Source organism: Methylomonas sp. LW13, assembly GCF_016865255.1.
Taxonomy (GTDB): Bacteria; Pseudomonadota; Gammaproteobacteria; order Methylococcales; family Methylomonadaceae; genus Methylomonas.
This window is the reverse complement of the sequence record NZ_CP033381.1, coordinates 3,349,921-3,369,670: the sequence shown is the minus strand read 5'-3', so window position 1 is coordinate 3,369,670 and position 19,750 is coordinate 3,349,921. Positions and strand designations below refer to the sequence as shown.

Here is a 19,750-nt window from a genome sequence, read left to right as displayed (position 1 = left end):
TATTTAAGCCGCCAACAACAACGATTTCGAGAGTTCGAACAATTGCGCTCTCAGCTCTTGAAGTTCGTTGATGGTGATGGCAATCGGGAATAGATGACTGACATCCAGTCCCAACCCCACACCGACGGTTTCAATACCGCTATCGCGGCAGCGCTGCAACAGCTCCAGTGTGCTCAGGGTATCATTGGGTTGACCATCGGTCATTACCATCAATACCTTGCGCGGTTCCCGGCAACGCAGCAGTGACGCCGCACCAAACCAAATCGCTTCGGTCATCGGCGTACTGCCGGTAGCCGACAAAGAGAAGGCACCAGTTCTGGCATTCACACGTTGGCCATGCTCAATCAGACGAAAAACCGAATCATCGTGATGGCCTGGAAACGCAGTGACGCCAGGATTGACTCCCGGAATCCCTTCAAAGGCCAAGGCCAGCGCCAAAGTGGCTTCCAATGCAATCGGCATTCGCGATCCTATCGGCTGACCCTGGCTATCGGTGACTTGATAACCCATGCTTTCCGACTTATCGAGTAGCAGATGGATGGCCGTATTGGGTGCCGCCTTGGACTGCTTGCGTTGAAACAGCTTGGTTTCGCCCAGCGGCAGTCGATGCAAACGCTTACCATCCAGCCGTCGCCCACGACAGGCGTGTTGCGAGCGGTTCAGGGTTTGCGATTGCACCAGGCCTTGCAACGCGGCGCGGATTTTTCCCGATTCGCTTTGCACCTTACGCAGCAAAAACGCACCAGCCCGCTCATCCATGGGCGGCTCGTGGCCGCTCGGCATCAGCAATTCCGATACGTCTTCGGCCGCCAACGACAAAGCCGATTTCAGCGATTCGAATAAATCCCGCTCGATGTCACCGTCTTCAGCGGACAACAAGGTTTTCAAGACGTCGATAGGGTCCCGAATCTCCGTGGTCTCTTCATCATCACATTGCGGAGTGTATAAAGCGCTATTGGAGTATGTTGTTGGTTCATTGTCAGGATCTGCCGGATTCAATGCATCGTTACCATCGGATTCTGAAGACGATTCGTCATCAGTGTCGTTGGGTAAGCGTTCATTGGACTTCGTGTCATCCTCGGAATCCGGGCCTTCCGTATCATTTGATTCGGCTGATTCAGCATCCTGATAGGTCTCATCCGGTTTAGGAGGAGTGGTTTCCTCATCTGCCGATGGCTGGGCCTGATTGCGTTGCCGTTGTTGTTCGAACTCCTGTTCAATCATGGTCAGGATGCGATCGGTCAACTGCAAACAATCGCTCTCCGATTGCAAGCTCTCCGGAACTTCGGACAGCAAGCCTTTCAGTCGCGTTACCGCGCCGATGGGAAACGTTGCCTTCAATGCGATTTCGGTTTCCTCGACCAACGGCTGTAACGCCGACTGACCCAATACCCTGGCACGCAAGCTTTTCAAGACATAGCTGTACAGAATATTGGCCGGATGGTCGTCGATACGGCTGGCGACAAAGTCGCCTTTGGCAATCATCTTTTCGATGACCGTGCGTATCGTCAGTCGAGTCCCCGGAAAGTCTTTGGCCAGTTCATACTCGATTCGGACATCTTCAATCGCATTGCAAAGCCTCCGACGTAAGACCGAACTGCCATAGCGAAGCGTAAAATCCGAATAGCGAATATGCGCCGCCTCGTGGGCTAACAGTCCCCAGGCGATATCCTGATAATCCTGATCGTCGCCGTCATAAGCCGGCAACTGAATCGATTTCCCATCGGTATAAGCCTGATTGCCACCGACACTGACTTTGACGCCAAAGCGATTGCCAATGGCGGCCGCAACGATGGGAAATGCGTTGTGTAAGGTTCTATTTTTCATGGTGTGCTCCAAAATACGGGGCAAACCATGGCCCCAGCGGGACATGACTTTGCCCCAGTGGGTGAATAGTTAAATGGCGTCAGATCAGAACCAGTAATCCTGGTCGGAATCGTCCGCCTCCTCATCGTCTCCCGCCGTCACCGTTGCCGGTTCCGCTGAGTTCTCCAAATCATTGGCTTGATCGGCATCGTGACCGGTTACCAAATCGGACTGGCGTTTATCCAGCAAGACTTCTAAAGCCCAGTCATCGGATGACGATTCTGCTTCGAGCTCATCGTCAAAGATGCCATCAAACAGATCCGTAAAATCCGGATCGCTCGAAACGGTCTCTGCAATGACAGGGATGACGGGTGTTGGTGATGCTGGCAATTCGGATGACTCGGGTTCCGTTGGATCGACGATTTCTTCGACATCAACGTCAGCATCGGTCTCTAGCTCCGGTGTAGGCGCTTGCGCCGCCAACAATCCTTCTCCGTGCCGCCGAGTTTTATCCGGATCGGCCAGCAACATCGCCATGGCGAGAATTTCCTGCAGCAAACCGCCTTCGATTGAGCCCCGAGTCGGAATTTTGCCGAGCAAGTCGTCAATGGTGGTTACCACCGGCGCTACGCGATGATCCAAAAAACTCAAGCCATCGAGTTTGTCGCGGATGCGTTTGATCGGCCTGAGCGCGTTGCGGGTGACTTGTTCCTTGCCGAGCAACGATTGTTCGACCAGCAAGTTGGCGTCCACCGCAATTTCATGGAACATCTGCTCGCTCAACGAACCGATTTTGCTTTCCAGGCGTTCGACCTCCACTTTTGGCAACTGTTCGGGTAAGGCCACCGACACCACCAGATAATCAAAGGTCAAGCGGGTGGCGACCAAGGCCACCGAGTCAATGGCTTTTTCGATGATGCCGGCGAATTCCGGATGTTTGACCATCCAGTCTTGTACCGCAGTATCGTAGCCATCCAAAAACTCGGCCCGTGCCTGAGCAAAATCCCCAGCGATTCGATCCAGTTCCACCGTGACTTGTGGTGCTGCCGCGACCGGTACGATGAAACCGCCCAGAAAGCGGGTGCCGACGCGTAAACAAATGCGTTCGGCTTCCTTTTTCAGGCGGTTGAACACCGAGAGACGGTCCGGATCGAGCAAGCGCTTCGAGCCTAAACTGGCCAAATCCTCCGGCGGCAACTTGCTACCGTCGGCCAGTACCAGATCTTCTTTGTTGAGTTTTTTGCGCGCGCCGTAAATCGTGGCGTCGACTTTGACCAAGACTACTTGATCTAAAATGAGTTGGGTTTGTGTCATGTGAACCTCCTAGGGAAGAAGGCACACTGACCCCATGGGGGCAAATGGCCCCTTCCGGGTGAGTGTTAAAAAACTGCAGAGAACAGTTCGCTGCAGGAATCAATGGTCGGAACCTCAGCTGATCAAAACCAGTGATCGGTTTGATCGGCCATGGCCAACGCCAGATCAAGTCGGGGTTTCAATAGCCCCAAACTTTCCGCCAACGGCCTTATGGCCTCGATGTCGATCTCGAATAGCGCCAGGACTTCGGTTTCGGCTTTCAGCTCTGCCGACACGTCGCGGCCGCTTTCGGTGGCAATTCCGACCGAGACGCCAGGAAAGGCGGCCTGCTTCAAGGCCATCAACCACAGCCAAGGCAACACCCCGTGCTCGAGGTGGATTTGACCGCTGAGATCGAAGGCTTCCTCGCCCAGACTGGCGTCGATCAGCCGTTGCCAACCGGACCAGTCGCTTACGGCAAGTCCTTGAGCCTGAGACCAGGCCTCCAGGTCGCCCAACCAACGTCGCAAGGCGAGCCTCATGTCGAGCAAGGTCGCCTGACCGGCGCGACAATCGACATGCCAATACAGCTTGTCGACCCTGACGGGCGGAGACGGGATGGTGGTTGCCTCTGGAACGGATGGAGCGATCGTCGAGGACGTGTCCGGAAACCGTACGTTGCCGTTCACATCAATATCCACCAAACCAACCCATTCATAGCCCTTGGCCTGTTTTTGCCGTTCGATATCGCGTTGCTGAATCCCATAACGATTACTGACGCCCGGTAATCGATTGGCCGTTTTGCCCCAGCGGGTGGTGATACTGCCATCCGAATTGCTTCGGACCGCCCAGTCTTTGGAACTGCCGTCTGTATTACGATGACGGTATAAACTCCAGGCTATCATAGCTACACAGCCCAATCGTCACCGAACACATCCTTGGCGATGCGATGAATCGCTTCGCGTTCGGCGGGTTCTGCACGGAAAGTCAAGGCACGATCCAGCGAATAGGCGAGGGCATTTGGGGCACTTTTGAAGGTCGCCACCAAGGTTGCCCAGCGCACCAAACCGCGCGTCGATAAGGTCACCGACAACATGCCGTTGCCATCCGCACCGCCAATAAAGACTTTACGAATCTGATTGGCCACTTTGATCATGCTTTCCCGTACAGATTCCGGCATGGTCGGCACCACATCGGCCAACAGCTTCATTTCGTCTTCAGGCTCGGGGTAACCGACTTCCATCAACCTAAACCGATCCAGGAAGGCCAGGTTTTGCCGCAACACCCCTTGGTACAAACCCGACTGGTCGCCACTGCCGGCACTATTGCCGGTGGCCACCAAACGAAACTTGGAATGCGGGGCAATCACGTCGCCGGTCTGCGGAATCGTCAACGGTTTGCCTTCGACGATTTCATTCAGGCCAATCAGCTCTGCGGGATCGATTGCATCGATTTCGTTAATCAACAGCACATGGCCCAGACGTACCGCCAAGGTCAAGGGGCCGTCGATCCACTTCATCGCACCGCCGTCGATTAGCATGTACTGACCGAGCAGATCGTTGAGCTCCAGTCGGCCGTGACCGGTGACCGAATGCACGCCCCAATTGAGACGCGCCGCGACTTGCTCCAACAACGAGGTTTTGCCGGAACCGGTCGGCCCGGTCAGGTATAAACCATCGCCATTGTGTGCGCCCAAAAACGCCAACACATCCCGCAAGTGATCCTTGCGAAACACATAGGGCTTGATAGCCGGCACATACGGGTTATTGGCCGGGCTAAAACCTTCCACTTTCATGGAAGCCGGGGCCTGAATGCCGAAGGTGTTAGCAATGGAATATTGTTGGTACATGGTGAGCTCCTCGAGGACTAGCCTCAAATGACAAGGGGCGCACCGGCCCCGAGGGGTAATGAGCCCCAGCGGGTGATTAAAACCCTGGTAAACCAGGGGAGAAAAAATTAACGTAACTGCATTACGCAGTACATCGCCCATTCGGCGCGGGCCAACAGCTCCCGATCCATCAAACGCAGGATGCGCTGAATGTCGCTTCTTAAACCGGGGTCCGAGATTTGACGATGCATTTCCAGCAGCAAACGCTTTTTGGCCTGGATGTCGTCGCTATGCGCAACGTTCAACCAGCCATGCAAGGTTTTCCAAAAGTCGTGATTCATAATGACCTCCTTCAAAAGTGAAAAGGGGGCACCATCCCGCAAGGGTGATGAACCCCAACGGGACAAACAAAAACACCAGGCTTGACGCACCTGGCACACGAGGCAAACGCTCATGCCGCTTAACAACGGAACGCCGGTCGCAACCGGATTCGGGATTCCATGAAAGGAATACCTGAACGATGCGGGTTTTGGGTTGGACTTTTTTAAAAGCCCAGCCTAAAACCGACAGGCCATAACGAAATGATTCGATCCGTTGTCAGGCGTCAACTGTCTTGACCGGCTGACGTCAATCAATGAACATCCCGTAACCACCAGGGTTACAGGATGTCGTGAAACGAACCATCAAGACTCAAAACCAAAAGTCCATGTCCACCAGGTCTTTCAAAGCCTGCGCATCGAACGGCACTTCGGCATGTTTACCGTCGTCGTCCCGGCAGGTCACGCGGACTCGCGTGGCAGACGGTTTTCGATAGACTTCAAGCGCCGATGCCAGAACATCCGGTTGCAAGGCCTGGAGTGCCGCCTTGTAATCGATAGCACCCTGGCTTTGAAACCGACTGATGCGCAACCCGGAATGCTCCGCGGCCAGGTATTCGCCCATCAGCAACACCAACGTGTTTTCAATGGCCGCTTGACTATCCTCCAAGGTTTTTAACTCCGCTTTCAAATCAGCGATTTTTACGGCACTATTGCGATAACTCGCCGCCAGCTGTTGCCATTGCTGCTCTGCATCACCTTTGGGTAAGTACAAATCGCGTTCTGGATCCTTGCTCGGTTCCTTTTTCGATTTGACCGCCGACCAGAAAGCCATCGCGGACTCGATCAGCTCGGTGAGAAAGGTCTCATCGCGCTGAATCTCGAACTCGACGTCCTGGCCTTGGTGGTAGAAAAACAAAAAGCCGCGCTCGGCTTCAGCGACCAGCAGCTGCTGTTGCACCTGGCACCAATACAACTGATAGGCCGCTGATACTTCCCGATTCAACAGCACATCCAAGAACGTGGTCTCATGCGGACATTTGATTTCGACGGGCTCATTTGCGTCGGACAAGCCGTCGAACGAAGCTCGCATCAAGGGATACTGTTCCGACTCGCCGCATAACGGTAACAACATCAACTCGTGTTTGTCCTCGAAGCGTTGCAAGGCCTCGGGCTCTTGCTGAATGCCGGCGCGGATCAACGGGTTGTTGTCCAGGCTGGCTTCCAGAACCAGGCCGATCTTTTCTGCCCAGAGGCGCCAAGGGCTTTTGTACGGCGAACGATTCATGATGACGGCCGCTTCGCTGGCACTGACACCTTGTGAACGCCAGTGCCGCCATGCGGCGGAACGTTGCGAAACGTCGATGACGTTCATTGCCAGGCATCCGGCAACTGAATGTGACAGCCTAACCGCAACGAAGGCACGCCGCGTTGGGTTAAATGCTGTTCACAGCGCTTGGCCCAATGGAAATCGGCAAATAGCAACAACACGGCATCCGTGGTCGGCAACACCAAGCCACCAAAGCTTTCCACCAAATTGTGTAATTCCGCTTTGGAGGGTTTGTCGACCTCTGCCACGACTACGCCCGGTTTAAAGTTACGCTCTAAAAAGCCGCGGCCATGCCGGCGAATTACCGTCGGTGAATCGTAACGCTGCCAGTCGGTATGACAGGGCACGCGGTTCAATGATTGATCGATTGCATTCATGATCTCTCCTTATTAAAAAATCCAGAGCGTCATGAATCCCCACACGGGCGAGTCATGACGCCCTGAATGGGTTGTGGTTGAAGTGACGGATGCTGAAAATCAGCAGACGCCCGATTGAAAATGTCCTAGCCGATAGCCTGATTAAGCAACGGAAAAGCCCTGTCCAGCGATATGACTAACGGTTGGCACCCAAAGTCTGACGCGCATGATTCATGGCCATCTCCTTCGGTGTCAATGGCGGCATGACGGTAGCTTCAGTTTGACCCAATGCCCGTGTGGTCCTGGGTTCAACCTCCGATACCTTATCCAACTCGGCCAAGGCAAACGTCAGATCCATGCCTTTGAACTTCTGATTGGCATAGTCGTAAGCCGCTTTCCAGGCACCGGCTGCCGTAGTGCGACGAACTAATTCCGCCACGGCTTTTTGTACCTTGGGATGGATTTGCGACAGATCGATGACGCGGTTTGCATCATCGTCCCCACAAACCTGATCTTCACTGCCAACCTCGGCTGCATGCACAAGCGTAGCACTGCCATCGATCACGTTACCGTCGGCGATGTCATCAAGCGTTTTGCCATCCATTTCCTCGGCGGCATAGCCGCATTCCTCTGGAAAGGCAGTACGCAAAGACGCCGCTTTACCGCATTTGGCCAATTGCCCCTTGGGGCGTTTGATCCACATCGCGGTGGGCACTTGCGAGTTTTTACCGCCGGCCGTGCTATAAGCCTCCAGCCAGTAGACTTCCTCGGTAAAGGCGCAGCGTTTACCGCCGACGATCCGGTACACGGTCACGGCGACCCATTCGGGAAAGGTCACGGTGACACTGGACTCCTGCCATTGCTCGTTGTCGTCCTTGTAGCGCCCGGTAAAGGTTTTGGTGACATCAGGACCCCATACGGGTCTATCCATGCCAGCCCAAACACCAGTTCGGGACGCGGTGGTCTGGATTTCCATGATGGACGGCCAGACGGTCTCGACATTGCGGCCCAATGCCGCACTCCACATCGGCACGATATGCACCGGCTTTTTGAAGATGTCGAGTTTGCGAGCCTTGCAATAATCCAGCGCCATCAGAATGGCTTCCGGGGATTTCGCGGTGGGAAAGGTGACTTCCGTCAGCACTTTCCAGGACTGCTCCGACAGGCCATAACTTTGTTGCACAACAGCCGGCATCGGCAGGTCACGGGTTTTGGGTAAGGTATTACGGTTGTTTTGGCTCATGGTGAGTCTCCTTCAATAAAAAAAGGGAACGCCATTGCCCGCCGGGGAATGGAATTCCCCTTGGGGTTGAAATACCGAAGCCTGAAAAGGATCGGTGATGAAAACTTAAAGCAACGAACGCCAGTAATCGGCGCTCCGCGGTTTAATGGTTGGGCATATCACTGTAGTCGTCATCCCAATCAGAGTCCTCGGGTGCTGAGTTTGATGTTGATGAACCATTTCCAGATGTTGATGGGGCAGGGCGATCCAGCATCTGCAATTCAAAGGCGGTGATTTCGGTACGGTACCGTTTGTCATTCGCTTGGCCCCATTGCTGGGTGCGCAAACGGCCTTCGATGTAGATCTGACTGCCTTTATGCAAATACTGCTCGGCGGTATCGGCGAGTTTTTTGAAAAACACCACCCGATGCCATTCGGTCCGCTCCTGTTTGCCGTTTTTGGGATCGTTCCAGACTTCGCTGGTGGCTAAGCGAACGGCGACAACTTTGCCGCCGTTGTTTGGCATGTAGCGAACCTCCGGATCGGCGCCGAGCCGGCCTAGCAAGATGACTTTGTTCACGCCGCGATTGGCCATGATGACATTTCTCCTGTCGGCCGCGCCCGACTCAACGATAACAATACCCAACGGCGCGGCGATGGGTATGCCGGAGCGCCGAATCCCTGCGGGGAATCGATACGCCCGGCAGGGTAAACACAATCAATAATCACATCAGGCTTGACGCACCTGACACGCCGATGAGAAACCACCGCCGCCGCCTAAAGACGGAACGCCGACCGAAGTCGGATCATGACGAGATAAAACACCTCATGAACTGTGATGCCATTGGAGCAGATTTTTTCGAAGAGTCGTTCGCGAAAGCTCGACAATTATCGAGCTTTCGCGAACAGGCATGAGAAACAGACACCGTATGATTGGGCGATCTTTAATCCTCCCAAACAGGTGCTGACATGGCAGAAAGTCCGGTTCAACCCAAAAGCAAACGACACACGATCAGTCGCCCGATATTTGAGCGTACGTTTAGCATCAACAGCGAACAAGCCATTCGCGTGATTCGCAATAGCTATCACCGGCTGATGGTGTCCTTGTACGCGATCGACGTGATCCTGCGCATCATCGGCCGGGAGGAAACGGTCGATGAAATCGAGAGTCTCGTCAGTCAGATGATTGCCGAATGCGCGGAGCAGCTGCAGCAGGAAAAGATGCGTCTGGAAAAACTCAAAGCCGACAATGGCATCACTGAAACGCCCACCTACACGCATCCCAGGGAATTCGTTGCGAAGATTGCCTCGCCGCAGATTGCGCAATTCGTCGAGTTGATTCGTTTATTGGATCAATTGATGATCGTGATGGATACCTTGTGGCTATGCCAGATCATCTCCAACAAACATTGCATCGAGGCCCGTTATCAGTGGCAGCAGCGATTACAGCGACTGGCCAATAAAATAGTGACGATGGAACGACATGCGCATCAGGCGGCGCATGAGCAGGGACATGGGGAGGACTTAAGGATTGCTAGACTGGAATCAGGATTGAATGTGGAGCCGGAATCCACTTTTGATCATGATTCACAGAAGGGTGATAGCCACATTTGACTCAACCACTGGGTAAAAAATAGGGAGTTCGTTACCGCGTCGATCCTGCGTAAACCGTTTAGCTTATTATTGTCATGACAAAGTCTGGCGGCTATACTGCTTTTCCATGCCCAAAGGAGGTATTATGGCTACTCAATCGACACGCACCACCAAACTTGACCTGCGATTATCGCCCGAAGCAAAGCAAACCTTGAGCGCGGCGGCACAAGCAGCCCATTGCTCCGTCAGTCAGTTTGTATTGGCGAGTGCCTTATCACGCGCCGCCGAAACGCTTAGCGAGCGACAACGCTTTGAACTTAATGCAGAGCAATGGGAACATTTCATGGCCGCACTCGATGCACCGCCGCAAGTTGTGCCCCAGATTCAGCGTTTGTTCCGCGAGCCGAGTCCCTTTGATCTGCCGACGACCGAATGACGGGGTTTCGGATTGAGAAGCTACGGCGCGATCATCCCGTTGATAGCTTTACCTGTGGGCGCGACGAACTTGATCGCTTTCTTATTCGCTATGCGCTAGGCAATCAGCAAGCCAACGCTTCGCAAACCTATATCGGTCTGCATGACCAGGAGGTCATCGGCTTCTTCAGCCTGGTAGTGGGCGAAGTCGCCTTTGGCGATGCGCCGGAGCGCTTGACCAAAGGCTTAGCCCGTCACCCTGTTCCCGTCATGTTGTTAGCACGGTTGGCTGTAAGTACCCCATGGCAAGGCCGCATTGGTTCCGGCCTATTAAAAGACGCCATGCTACGGACATTGCAGGCTGCCGACATTGGCGGTATTCGTGCTTTTGCTGTTCACGCCAAGGACGAGCCCGCTAAACAGTTCTACGAGCGGTTTGGTTTTGTCCCCTCACCGACTGACCCATTCCACCTTTACCGTCTCATCAAGGATTTACGCCGTTCTCTCGAAGCATAACGTCGAAACTATGCGTATTAACCCCATCAAGTGGCGATGGCAAGATTTCCACAAGGATAGAGTGATTGGACGCGCTGACGACATTGCCATGTTCCAGTTGCAATGCGAGGTTTTAACAACGCTTTCAGTTCCTGCATGGCTATTTCTTCATCAGTGGCCGATGGTAGCAAAAGCTGCATTTAAGGGGGGCATTTACGCACGAGTTGTGCCTGATCCATCCGGTTTATCGTGTCTTATTCCCCAATCAATTTTTTGATGCTGTCTTTACTGATCGTTGACAGCGTGATTTTCTTGACTTCCTTGGCTTTCAAGTCCAACGCATGGGTCTTTCCGAGCTCCAGAAGTTTGGCGATGACCAACTTGTCGGATTTCAATAAAAAGTCCTTGAGTGTCATTTTTTTCACCCGCACGGAATCGATACCACCTTTAGCCTTTTCGGTATGAACCAGTCCCATGACGATAAAATAGGAAAATGCCTTGTTCACGGTCGTTTTTGTGATGCTCGGATCAGCCTGATGGCACACATCAAATAAAGCCACTCTGAATTGTGCCGGATCAGGATAAACATCCTTCAAGGCCACGGCATGTTTGTAAATTTTTTTCAGCGTGTCGGCATTGTCCGGCAGTGCATTGTATTTTTTCAGTAGGGCTTTGTAGGCTTCCGCGGTTGCGACGACTTTGGCTGTTTCGATCGACTGGGCAGGCTTCGCTAAACTGGCGAAATTAACCGTGCCGATTTTGCTGATTTCGATGGCGTCGTTTGCAGTTAGGTAATCCGTGAACGTTTTAAATCCGAAATGTTTTTCGTCGAAGTCGGCCGCAGTCTGCTTGAGAGAACTCTTGATTTGTCCGATATTGATCGGTATAGGCGATGCCTTCAAGTGGGCAATGACCAACTCATTGGCCTGTGCCAGCGTAAGGGTTGGTTGGGAATTCGGTAATGGCTGCGGAGGTAGGGACTCCTGTGGCGAAGCCTCATTGCCGATCAACGTGTTAATGACATCGTCCGTATAAATGAACCGAGTGCAAGACGTCTTCACGCATTCGCTCAAGGTAGAATGCTGGCCAACGCCAATCACATCCTTGTCCATTTCCCGAAGTCGGCGAAAGACTGGTGTAAAGTCTGAGTCGCCTGTGACCAGCACAAAGCAGGTAATGTTCGGTAGTTCCCATGCGCATTCGATGATATCCAGCGTCATCTGAATGTCCGCTGTGTTTTTGCCCGTCACAGGATGATAACAATGGATAAGCTCGAACCCGGATTGATTGATCGCTGCCTGGTGCATGGCCAAATTCGGTTTGCTCCAAACACCGTATGCGCGACGGATAATGATCTGTCCAAACTGATTCAGCTCTTCCATCAGTATTCTGACGCCGCCGTGTTTGATCCAGTTCGTGACATTTTCGGCGTCTACGAACACCGCAATACGATTGTTTTTTTGATGTGTCATGAGGATGCGGTGTATCCAAATTCGGTTCACTTTATTCCCACGCTGTAATGCGGCGTTAGGGAATGAAGCAACATTTGAAATCCAATAAATGTGATGGTCCCTATTAAAATCAGACAATCTCCATCAACGATTGCTGGATTTAAACATTCGTAGCGCCTCTTCATATTCCGCCTTGAGATCAAACCCGATATCCTGACCTGGCGCGACTTGTTCCAGAGCAACATACATGAAGCAAACCACCTGCAGGCCGGTGTAGTTGCCGGGAACTGCGCGTAGCTGATAGGTTTTATTGGGGTTATTCACATCCAAGCCACCTTGGCCTAATGCGGCGGTTTCCAAGGCCACACCCGCCACTTCTTGATGAGACATCCCCTGAAACGTCCGTAGCGCATGCAGGCAGTACTCAACGGCTTGCGGATTGAGCGCTCCGGTTTGGCGAAATTTGTCGTAAGCGAGATTTCGCAAGATTTCTTCCGCGCGCTCGGCCGCTTTGGAGCCCGGCGCGACATCGATGACCTGCGTCAAAAGAGCCGACAGGCGCTTTTTGATGGCCTCGTCTTTATGGGTAACCATTAGATTTTCCGCCAGCGCCAATAACGCGATGGGATCGTTAGGGGCGGCTCTAACCGCATTTTCCAGTAAGGCGGCCGCTTCGGGTTCATTCAGTTTCGATGCAATATAGCCAGCAGTGCGCAGTGCGTATTGATCGTTCGGCGCTAACTGCACCGCCTTTTGTGCGGATTGATCGGCTTCGATGATTTGATTGTTCCGCATGTACGCCACAGCCAACGCTACCCAGCCATGGGCGTAATCCGGTTTGAGGCGAATCAAGGTCGATAATAACTCAATAGCTTTGTCCAGGTTACCTTCGTCGCTGTAGACCATGCCTAAGTTGTACAGCACAATCGCATTATTCGGGTGCTCGAATAGCAAGGCTTCGAAAATGGCTTTGCCCGTGGCATAAACCCCGCGCTGCAATGCATCTAGACCTTCGTCTGACTTGGCCTTGGCTTCCAGGTCTTCAGCAATGATCAAGGTATCCTGTTCGATGCTGACTTTGGCAAACATCCCATCAGCGGCGTATTCGTCGGAAACATGTCGAATCAACGTATCCGCGAAACCGGGTGCATTCGGGTCACGGCAGGTTTCCGGCAAGCCCGACAAATCGTAATCGGCGATTTTGATAAAAACGGTACTGGGTGTTTGCATATCAGGGTGTCATCCATTCAAAACGGTCGTTCAAATCCAAGCGGCTCAACCAAGCATTGACCAGATCGGTATCGGATACATCCGCTTTGCTGTCGGTGATGTCGCCTACCAATCCAGTACAAATAGCTTCAAAACCGGCTTGCTTGAACGGCGCAAAAAAATCGGTACGATCGAACAAATAATCGGCGGCCAACGCGTTAGCGCCGTTGATGGCTTGATGACTGCGTAATATCCATTCCGGAAACTTCTCAGCATCGATGCCTAATGATCGTTCGCCGTCTTCTTTTTCCAAAAGAAAATGTGTCAACTGACTGTCGCGTAGCTCCGGATAGTCTCTGAATATCTGCGCCGACAGTTTGATCAACGGTGCAGCACTGCGAATCTGGCTGCCCAGTTGCGCCAATAAATTCTCCGCCAGAGACTTCGCCATCTCGGGCGCATAACCCAGTTCGCGAAATTCACTGAGAGCTTTGTCGCGGCTGGCTTGCGAAGCGGTTAAATGCCTTTGTTCGCGTTGTGTGTAAAAACGAACCGCTAACGCGCACTGCACGCCAACCAAATAGGGAATGTCCGGCCTGCTCGGTTTGACGGAAATCCGCAACTGTTTAGACCATTGCGCTTCGCTCAAATGCAGGACGGCGCCCACCTGTAGTGTATCGTCCCACGTCACACGGACTGGCAGATTGCTGATTTTCTCGGCTTCGCGGATCAAGCCGGTCGCTTGTTTGTATGTGGTGTCTGGCATTAGCACAAAGGTCAAACTGAATTAAACGGCCATTTTATATGCGTTAGCCAGTGATCGTTCGATTTTTAGCCTTCCGTTCTTAACACTTAAAGTTCGCCCATGTTGTAGAATCAAACTCTATTTAGTTGATCACTCAAAACATGACTCCTTCGCTCATACAGCTTTCTGGCTGGATTCCCGCTGTTATATTTCCATTAGCTTGCTTGGCTCAACTGGTAAAAATATTACGTGAGCAATCTGCGGATGGCGTAAGCGTCATGGCCTGGATCGCCTTTGGCCTAGCCAATATCAGTTTGTATGTTTACACGGAAAAATATTCGTCGCTGCAAACGATCATTGGAATGTTGGGACAGGCAGGGATTGACTTCTTGATTGCTTTCTTCACTTTCTATTTCAGCCAAAAAGTTCGGCTCAAAGAACAAAACAAATAATGATTTTGCAAAACAAAAAAGTTGTCGTCATCTACTCAGGCGGTATGGATTCATTTACTGTGTTGCACAAGGCCTTACAAAACGGCTTCGACGTGTTTCCATTGACCTTTAACTACGGCCAACGCCATGTTAAAGAGATTGAGTTTGCCCGTGCAGTTTGCAAGAGATTAAACCTTGAACATGAAGTAGTGGATATTTCGGCAATTAATCATCTATTACAAGGTTCGGCTCTGACTTCCGATATCGATGTACCGGAAGGTCATTATGCCGAAGAAAGTATGAAAGCAACGGTCGTGCCGAACCGTAATATGATCATGTTGTCACTAGCAATCGGTTACGCCGTCTCGAAAGGCGCGGATAAAGTCTATTTCGGGGCTCATTCGGGCGATCATGCCATTTATCCAGACTGCCGACCCGAATTTGTAGAGAAGATGAATGCGGTAGCAAAGATCGCCAATTACCATCCGGTCGAAATTACCACTCCTTATTTAAATCAAAACAAGGGCCAGATTCTGGCTGACGGATTGAGAATGGGACTGGACTACAGCCAAACCTGGACCTGCTACAACGGTCGGACAAAAGCATGTGGTAAATGCGGTTCCTGTGTCGAACGTCTAGAAGCCTTTTCCAACAATGGTGCGATAGACCCTCTCGCTTACTAAGATGCCTAAGCCTTATAAAATCAAGGAAATCTTTTATACCTTGCAAGGTGAAGGGGCTCAAAGCGGTCGGCCCGCAGTCTTCTGCCGCTTTAGCAAATGTAATCTTTGGAGTGGCAAAGAAGAAAATCGTGCTGAATCGGTCTGTAATTTCTGTGATACCGATTTCATCGGTACTGACGGAGAGAACGGAGGTGTTTACGATACGCCCGATGCTGTGGCTCAAAAAGTTTACGAACTTTGGCCGAAGAAAAATGGCGGTCAGCCTTATGTAGTATGCACGGGCGGCGAGCCGTTACTGCAACTAGACGAACACCTGATAGAAGCGTTCCATACGCATGGATTTGAAGTAGCGATAGAAACCAATGGTACATTGCCTCTGCCGCCTGGAATCGATTGGGTCTGTATCAGCCCTAAGGGGCAATCTAAAATCGTTGTGACTGAATGCAACGAGTTGAAACTGGTTTTCCCTCAACTCGATGCAATACCTGAGCTATTCAATCACATCAAAGCCGATTATTTTTATTTGACACCAATGGCTACCCCAAACTCAAAGAAGACTGGCAATCTTCAACAAGATGCTGTTACTCAACAAACAATTCAATACTGCCTAGAGCATCCGAAATGGCGATTGAATTTGCAAACTCATAAATTGATCGATATCGCATAATCGTTATTCACATCAATACCAATCTAAAAACACTTAAATTCATTAGTTAATGGAAATCTATAAAGACTTTAGTTTTGAATCAGCTCATTTATTGCCCAATGTACCGGAAGGACATAAATGTGGCAGACTGCACGGACATTCTTTCCATGTGCGTATCGTTGTAAGCGGAAATGTTGGCGAAACCAGTGGCTGGGTCATGGACTTTGCAGACATTAAATCAATTGTTAAACCAATCATTAATCAACTGGACCATTATTACCTGAACGAAATTGAAGGCCTGGAAAATCCTACCAGTGAAAACATAGCAAGATGGATTTGGCAAAAACTTAAACCGAAGCTACCCGAACTGGGATGCTTAGAAATCAAGGAAACTTGCACTTCAGGTTGTATCTATAGAGGTAACGATTAAGCGCTTAGCAATACATCGCCACGCATTAAAATAGCGAGATGTTAAATATCGAGAATGTGATGGAATGAGCGTAAAACCGATTGAATTGAGCGAGATCGAACGAGAACATTTCTAACGTTAATTGTGCCTCGTATGCGTAACTCTATATAATCGGCTAATTTCTAGTTCGTCACTAAAACATGTGGACAGCAGATTTGCAAGAAGGAATGAACTCAATAGGATGATTAATGTTTTGCATAGTTAAAAGACAGGAATACTTAGGAATAGCAAAGATAATAGATTCTAATGCTACTCATCTTCAGATTGAATACTTTGAGTCTCCAGCTCAAGTTCATCGAGAAATCTGTTCTGTACTTCCGAAGGATATTATTAGAAAGACTTTAGGGTCGAATACCCGTGTTTATTGTCGATTTAAGGGGGGGCAATGGTTGGTTGGGCGGATATTGGTTGACACGGGGGACGGTGCGGAGGTTCGGTTCTCTGATAAACACGATGTCTTCTGTGAATACGATGATCTGTTTGTTCGTTGCAAAAAGCCAATTGATGACCCGGTTGACTATTTAGCGAATGTAATAACGGAAACGCCACAGTATGCGGAAGCTCGCAGTGGCTTCATGGCATCGTATATCTCACAGAGGGGATCCGCTTGGGGAATCTCTGCATTACTTTCATCCGTTATTGAACTTGAATCACATCAGATAAACGTTATAAGGCGCATTCTGAATGATCCATCGCAACGTTATCTGTTAGCCGACGAAGTTGGTTTAGGAAAGACTATTGAAGCTGGCGTTGTTATTCGACAAGCTGTATTGGATGACCCTATAAAACATAGGGTAACTGTGCTTGTGCCTAGGTCTTTGGCGCATCAGTGGCGTCAAGAATTAATTTATCGATTTGGATTAATTGATTTTATTGATACGTCAGTTTTTGTTATCTCTTTTGATTTGTTAGACGAAATTGAGGCGCATTTAAATAGCACAAATCTGTTAGTTATCGATGAAGCCCATCACGCGACCTCAGGGAGCGATGAGCATTCAAGACGACTCTATGACATCGTTCGATCTCATTCCAATAAAATTGAGCGATTGTTGCTTTTATCAGCTACCCCTGTCCTTAGGAATGAGTCGGGTTTTTTGCGAATGCTACATTTACTAGATCCGGTCGTTTATAGCCTCGAGGATGAGGATGGGTTTCGGACTAAAATTCTTAACAGACAAATACTTGCTGAGGCGGTTGCATCATTAGACCCGCAAAACGTACTGTACTTAGATTCAATTTTAGATGAATTGCTCGAAAAATTACCGAATGATGAGCGCTTAATTCATCTGGTAGGAGTTTTGAAACAAAAATTGATTGGTTTACCTGATGAAAATGACCCGGATCTTATTGAAGCTATTCGTATCTTGCGAGCTCATTTATCAGAAACCTATCGTTTGCATCGCAGGATTTTAAGAAATAGACGTAGACAAGTAACAGGGTTAACTCCAAATAGGATGGGAGTTCGCACCGTTATTGTTCCAGAAACTCAATTAGAGAGGATCGAATCCCTTATAGAGCAATGGCGCGTTAGTGCTACCTTGACGGACGATGCCGAAGAATATCAAGTACCTAATGTTGGAAAGACCAATTTCTTTTGGCAATTGATAAGTGCTCTTTTTACTAATCCAGGAGATGTTAAATCTTTAGCTGAGAGGCGCTTAATATCAATTCGCAACGCAACGGAACTTTCATTCGAAGACGAAGAACAATTACTTCTAGATTTAACAAAGTTGATTGACAGACAGCAGTGGTTAAATTGTCGATTAGATTGTCTTGCTAATGAACTATCAACATTGTTATTAAGTAAGGTAAAGATAGTCATTTTTTGTTCCCAAAAAATGACTGCTGATACGGTATATGACCGATTAACCGTTGAGTTTGACGAGATCGTTGTTCGACATGAAGGAGACGTTCTTGATACTGCCGATGATGAGCAGTCATCAATAGCTAAGTTCATTTCTGATAAGTCCACCAGGATAATTGTTTGTGATCAAACTGCCGAGGAAGGAATAAATCTTCAGGGTGGAAAAAAATTAATGATTCATTTTGATTTCCCAATAGAACCCAATCGAATTGAGCAGCGTATTGGCCGGGTTGATCGATATGGATCAGGTGACGGTATTGAATCACTTGTGCTTCTCGATGATGGATCCAAGTATCAAAAGAACTGGTTTTCATTACTCGATAGTGCACTTGGAGTGTTTGATCGATCTATTTCGAGTTTACAATATTTAGTTGACGATCAATTGCAGCAAATTAAGAGTGTGATTTTTTCAGAAGGAGTTGAAGCCATTGAATCGTGGGTAAGCAAACTCAAGGGTAAAGACGGAGTCGTGGAAAAAGAGTTAAAACTTATCGACCAACAAGACGGATTAGATGAACTGTCTCCTGTAGTTGAAAGCGATTTAGAGACCGTTTTTGACATTGATTCAGACTGGAAAAACATTCGTCGTTCAATACTATATTGGGCTTGCGATACATTGATGTTTAACCAATATCCGGCGGTTGCGGTCGATAACTCTGATCCTGTATTTAGGTTTCAATATCAGCCACCTGGACACGGTGGACAGGCCACATTGATACCACTATCAGGTTTCCTAGATAGTTTTTTGGGAGTTCTTGATTATGGAGATCGCCATTCAACCGCTTCGCAACCATTGACTTACCCGCATTGTTCTCGTCGCCCTACCGCAGTCAAAGACGGTATTCGGCTTTTGCGGTACGGTGATGATTTTATCGAAACCTTAAAATCTTTTTCGGACCTGGATGATCGTGGCCGGAGTTTTGCCATGTGGCGGCAGTTTCGTAAAGGTCTAAATCAAGTAGAAAGCAGAATGTATTTTTGCTTCGATTTTTTAATTGAGGGCGAACTTGAAGGAGCTAATTCGGTTCTTGCGTCTGCGCCCGTTACATTAACTGATACAGCACGTGCAGCTATTTCTCGGCGCAGGGACTCGCTCTTTCCTCCAATTATTGCAAAGGTATGGATTGATGAGGAGGGAGATGAGCCATCTATAGAGTTTATTGAAAAGCACCTGGAACTGCCATACGACAAATTTGGAAATGATGGTCGTTATATCGATACTAATCTTAAGACATTGAGATTTCTTTCTTTGATGGAAGCCTTGCCCGACACTTTTGCGAATTGGGCAGAACGTTGCACCCGCATGCGTGATCGCGCGAAAGCAATTCTGTTGGCTCGACCAAGTTTGGCTGACGCAAAGACAATTGCAATCGAACGAGCCAGAATAGAAGACGAGATTCGTGAAGCTCAACTAGCGACCCGTATTCGCATGCTTGATGGACTTGAAGCAGTGTCGGAAAGTAAACAACTAGAGTTAGAAACCAAACTTAACCAAGCCCTATATCTAGGAATTAAGAATCCAGTTGTAAAAATCGACGTAGCAGGTGCTGTAATTCTATCCGATATGCCGTTTCCCTATACCAGCTAATTTTTCAAGT

The 19,750-nt window shown here is 49.8% G+C and carries 21 protein-coding genes; 9 read left to right on the top strand and 12 right to left on the bottom strand.

The annotated features are described in order from the left end of the window. Positions 1 to 3 precede the first annotated feature (3 nt). The 9 genes from JL719_RS15190 to JL719_RS15150 all read right to left on the bottom strand — a co-directional run bounded on the left by JL719_RS15190 (position 4) and on the right by JL719_RS15150 (position 8,747). Positions 4 to 1,827, bottom strand: coding sequence for a VWA domain-containing protein (locus tag JL719_RS15190; protein WP_033155731.1), 1,824 nt, complete (start codon positions 1,825 to 1,827; stop codon positions 4 to 6). An 84-nt stretch (positions 1,828 to 1,911) separates the two neighbouring features. Further along, positions 1,912 to 3,120 (bottom strand): DUF3150 domain-containing protein, encoded by a 1,209-nt coding sequence (locus tag JL719_RS15185; protein WP_033155170.1) that lies wholly within the window; start codon positions 3,118 to 3,120, stop codon positions 1,912 to 1,914. 122 nt (positions 3,121 to 3,242) lie between these two features. Then, entirely contained in the window at positions 3,243 to 4,004 is a 762-nt protein-coding gene (locus JL719_RS15180) for a hypothetical protein (protein WP_033159503.1), read from the bottom strand. A 2-nt stretch (positions 4,005 to 4,006) separates the two neighbouring features. Continuing rightward, a complete protein-coding gene (locus tag JL719_RS15175; protein ID WP_033159502.1) occupies positions 4,007 to 4,948 on the bottom strand; it encodes an AAA family ATPase in 942 nt (313 codons plus the stop codon). A gap of 107 nt (positions 4,949 to 5,055) precedes the next feature. Then, positions 5,056 to 5,268 (bottom strand): hypothetical protein, encoded by a 213-nt coding sequence (locus JL719_RS15170; protein WP_026600258.1) that lies wholly within the window; start codon positions 5,266 to 5,268, stop codon positions 5,056 to 5,058. Positions 5,269 to 5,617: 349 nt separating this feature from the next. Beyond that, entirely contained in the window at positions 5,618 to 6,619 is a 1,002-nt protein-coding gene (locus JL719_RS15165; RefSeq protein ID WP_033159501.1) for a YqaJ viral recombinase family nuclease, read from the bottom strand. Then, the gene (locus tag JL719_RS15160; protein WP_033159500.1) at positions 6,616 to 6,951 is read right to left on the bottom strand and encodes a hypothetical protein; all 336 of its coding nucleotides are present in this window, start codon (positions 6,949 to 6,951) and stop codon (positions 6,616 to 6,618) included. Before JL719_RS15160 ends, JL719_RS15165 begins: the two co-directional genes overlap by 4 nt. Positions 6,952 to 7,126: 175 nt before the next feature. Continuing rightward, on the bottom strand, positions 7,127 to 8,173 hold the full coding sequence (gene bet / locus JL719_RS15155; protein WP_033159499.1) for a phage recombination protein Bet: 1,047 nt from the start codon (positions 8,171 to 8,173) through the stop codon (positions 7,127 to 7,129). A 142-nt stretch (positions 8,174 to 8,315) separates the two neighbouring features. Continuing rightward, positions 8,316 to 8,747: a single-stranded DNA-binding protein gene (locus JL719_RS15150; RefSeq protein ID WP_033159498.1), complete on the bottom strand. Its 432-nt coding sequence runs from the start codon at positions 8,745 to 8,747 to the stop codon at positions 8,316 to 8,318. Between JL719_RS15150 and JL719_RS24300 the strand changes: the two genes are divergently transcribed. The 4 genes from JL719_RS24300 (at position 8,746) to JL719_RS15135 (ending at position 10,675) form a co-directional block, all read left to right on the top strand. After that, a complete protein-coding gene (locus JL719_RS24300; RefSeq protein WP_256438876.1) occupies positions 8,746 to 8,877 on the top strand; it encodes a hypothetical protein in 132 nt (43 codons plus the stop codon). The genes JL719_RS15150 and JL719_RS24300 overlap by 2 nt on opposite strands. Before the next feature lie 244 nt (positions 8,878 to 9,121). After that, positions 9,122 to 9,766: a hypothetical protein gene (locus JL719_RS15145; protein ID WP_051670546.1), complete on the top strand. Its 645-nt coding sequence runs from the start codon at positions 9,122 to 9,124 to the stop codon at positions 9,764 to 9,766. Between the two features lie 124 nt (positions 9,767 to 9,890). Continuing rightward, on the top strand, positions 9,891 to 10,181 hold the full coding sequence (locus JL719_RS15140; RefSeq protein WP_033159497.1) for a type II toxin-antitoxin system TacA family antitoxin: 291 nt from the start codon (positions 9,891 to 9,893) through the stop codon (positions 10,179 to 10,181). After that, positions 10,178 to 10,675, top strand: coding sequence for a GNAT family N-acetyltransferase (locus tag JL719_RS15135; RefSeq protein WP_033159496.1), 498 nt, complete (start codon positions 10,178 to 10,180; stop codon positions 10,673 to 10,675). Before JL719_RS15140 ends, JL719_RS15135 begins: the two co-directional genes overlap by 4 nt. A 233-nt stretch (positions 10,676 to 10,908) precedes the next feature. Here JL719_RS15135 and JL719_RS15130 read toward each other — a convergent pair whose 3' ends face one another. The 3 genes from JL719_RS15130 to JL719_RS15120 all read right to left on the bottom strand — a co-directional run bounded on the left by JL719_RS15130 (position 10,909) and on the right by JL719_RS15120 (position 14,080). Then, positions 10,909 to 12,126 (bottom strand): NYN domain-containing protein, encoded by a 1,218-nt coding sequence (locus JL719_RS15130; RefSeq protein ID WP_051670545.1) that lies wholly within the window; start codon positions 12,124 to 12,126, stop codon positions 10,909 to 10,911. Between the two features lie 123 nt (positions 12,127 to 12,249). Then, positions 12,250 to 13,335, bottom strand: a complete 1,086-nt coding sequence (locus tag JL719_RS15125; RefSeq protein ID WP_033159495.1) for a tetratricopeptide repeat protein — start codon at positions 13,333 to 13,335, stop codon at positions 12,250 to 12,252. Position 13,336: 1 nt separating this feature from the next. Further along, entirely contained in the window at positions 13,337 to 14,080 is a 744-nt protein-coding gene (locus JL719_RS15120; RefSeq protein WP_033159494.1) for a hypothetical protein, read from the bottom strand. A 140-nt stretch (positions 14,081 to 14,220) separates the two neighbouring features. On the opposite strand from JL719_RS15120, the gene JL719_RS15115 reads away from it, so the two are divergent. From JL719_RS15115 to dpdE, 5 genes are all read left to right on the top strand, one after another. Continuing rightward, positions 14,221 to 14,511: a hypothetical protein gene (locus JL719_RS15115; RefSeq protein ID WP_033159493.1), complete on the top strand. Its 291-nt coding sequence runs from the start codon at positions 14,221 to 14,223 to the stop codon at positions 14,509 to 14,511. Then, positions 14,511 to 15,173, top strand: coding sequence for a 7-cyano-7-deazaguanine synthase QueC (gene queC / locus JL719_RS15110; RefSeq protein ID WP_033159492.1), 663 nt, complete (start codon positions 14,511 to 14,513; stop codon positions 15,171 to 15,173). Before JL719_RS15115 ends, queC begins: the two co-directional genes overlap by 1 nt. A 1-nt stretch (position 15,174) precedes the next feature. Beyond that, a complete protein-coding gene (queE, locus tag JL719_RS15105) occupies positions 15,175 to 15,840 on the top strand; it encodes a 7-carboxy-7-deazaguanine synthase (protein ID WP_033159491.1) in 666 nt (221 codons plus the stop codon). Between the two features lie 49 nt (positions 15,841 to 15,889). Then, positions 15,890 to 16,249, top strand: a complete 360-nt coding sequence (gene queD, locus JL719_RS15100; protein ID WP_033159490.1) for a 6-carboxytetrahydropterin synthase QueD — start codon at positions 15,890 to 15,892, stop codon at positions 16,247 to 16,249. Between the two features lie 227 nt (positions 16,250 to 16,476). Beyond that, positions 16,477 to 19,740: a protein DpdE gene (gene dpdE, locus JL719_RS15095; RefSeq protein WP_033159489.1), complete on the top strand. Its 3,264-nt coding sequence runs from the start codon at positions 16,477 to 16,479 to the stop codon at positions 19,738 to 19,740. Positions 19,741 to 19,750 lie beyond the last annotated feature (10 nt).

What these genes read in the sequence shown, in the direction of transcription:
- JL719_RS15190 (WP_033155731.1), bottom strand. Translation starts at nt 1,827, where the DNA reads ATGAAAAATAGAACCTTACACAACGCATTTCCCATCGTTGCGGCCGCC.
- JL719_RS15185 (WP_033155170.1), bottom strand. Translation starts at nt 3,120, where the DNA reads ATGACACAAACCCAACTCATTTTAGATCAAGTAGTCTTGGTCAAAGTC.
- JL719_RS15180 (WP_033159503.1), bottom strand. Translation starts at nt 4,004, where the DNA reads ATGATAGCCTGGAGTTTATACCGTCATCGTAATACAGACGGCAGTTCC.
- JL719_RS15175 (WP_033159502.1), bottom strand. Translation starts at nt 4,948, where the DNA reads ATGTACCAACAATATTCCATTGCTAACACCTTCGGCATTCAGGCCCCG.
- JL719_RS15170 (WP_026600258.1), bottom strand. Translation starts at nt 5,268, where the DNA reads ATGAATCACGACTTTTGGAAAACCTTGCATGGCTGGTTGAACGTTGCG.
- JL719_RS15165 (WP_033159501.1), bottom strand. Translation starts at nt 6,619, where the DNA reads ATGAACGTCATCGACGTTTCGCAACGTTCCGCCGCATGGCGGCACTGG.
- JL719_RS15160 (WP_033159500.1), bottom strand. Translation starts at nt 6,951, where the DNA reads ATGAATGCAATCGATCAATCATTGAACCGCGTGCCCTGTCATACCGAC.
- bet (WP_033159499.1), bottom strand. Translation starts at nt 8,173, where the DNA reads ATGAGCCAAAACAACCGTAATACCTTACCCAAAACCCGTGACCTGCCG.
- JL719_RS24300 (WP_256438876.1), top strand. Translation starts at nt 8,746, where the DNA reads ATGATGACATTTCTCCTGTCGGCCGCGCCCGACTCAACGATAACAATA.
- JL719_RS15150 (WP_033159498.1), bottom strand. Translation starts at nt 8,747, where the DNA reads ATGGCCAATCGCGGCGTGAACAAAGTCATCTTGCTAGGCCGGCTCGGC.
- JL719_RS15145 (WP_051670546.1), top strand. Translation starts at nt 9,122, where the DNA reads ATGGCAGAAAGTCCGGTTCAACCCAAAAGCAAACGACACACGATCAGT.
- JL719_RS15140 (WP_033159497.1), top strand. Translation starts at nt 9,891, where the DNA reads ATGGCTACTCAATCGACACGCACCACCAAACTTGACCTGCGATTATCG.
- JL719_RS15135 (WP_033159496.1), top strand. Translation starts at nt 10,178, where the DNA reads ATGACGGGGTTTCGGATTGAGAAGCTACGGCGCGATCATCCCGTTGAT.
- JL719_RS15130 (WP_051670545.1), bottom strand. Translation starts at nt 12,126, where the DNA reads ATGACACATCAAAAAAACAATCGTATTGCGGTGTTCGTAGACGCCGAA.
- JL719_RS15125 (WP_033159495.1), bottom strand. Translation starts at nt 13,335, where the DNA reads ATGCAAACACCCAGTACCGTTTTTATCAAAATCGCCGATTACGATTTG.
- JL719_RS15120 (WP_033159494.1), bottom strand. Translation starts at nt 14,080, where the DNA reads ATGCCAGACACCACATACAAACAAGCGACCGGCTTGATCCGCGAAGCC.
- JL719_RS15115 (WP_033159493.1), top strand. Translation starts at nt 14,221, where the DNA reads ATGACTCCTTCGCTCATACAGCTTTCTGGCTGGATTCCCGCTGTTATA.
- queC (WP_033159492.1), top strand. Translation starts at nt 14,511, where the DNA reads ATGATTTTGCAAAACAAAAAAGTTGTCGTCATCTACTCAGGCGGTATG.
- queE (WP_033159491.1), top strand. Translation starts at nt 15,175, where the DNA reads ATGCCTAAGCCTTATAAAATCAAGGAAATCTTTTATACCTTGCAAGGT.
- queD (WP_033159490.1), top strand. Translation starts at nt 15,890, where the DNA reads ATGGAAATCTATAAAGACTTTAGTTTTGAATCAGCTCATTTATTGCCC.
- dpdE (WP_033159489.1), top strand. Translation starts at nt 16,477, where the DNA reads ATGTTTTGCATAGTTAAAAGACAGGAATACTTAGGAATAGCAAAGATA.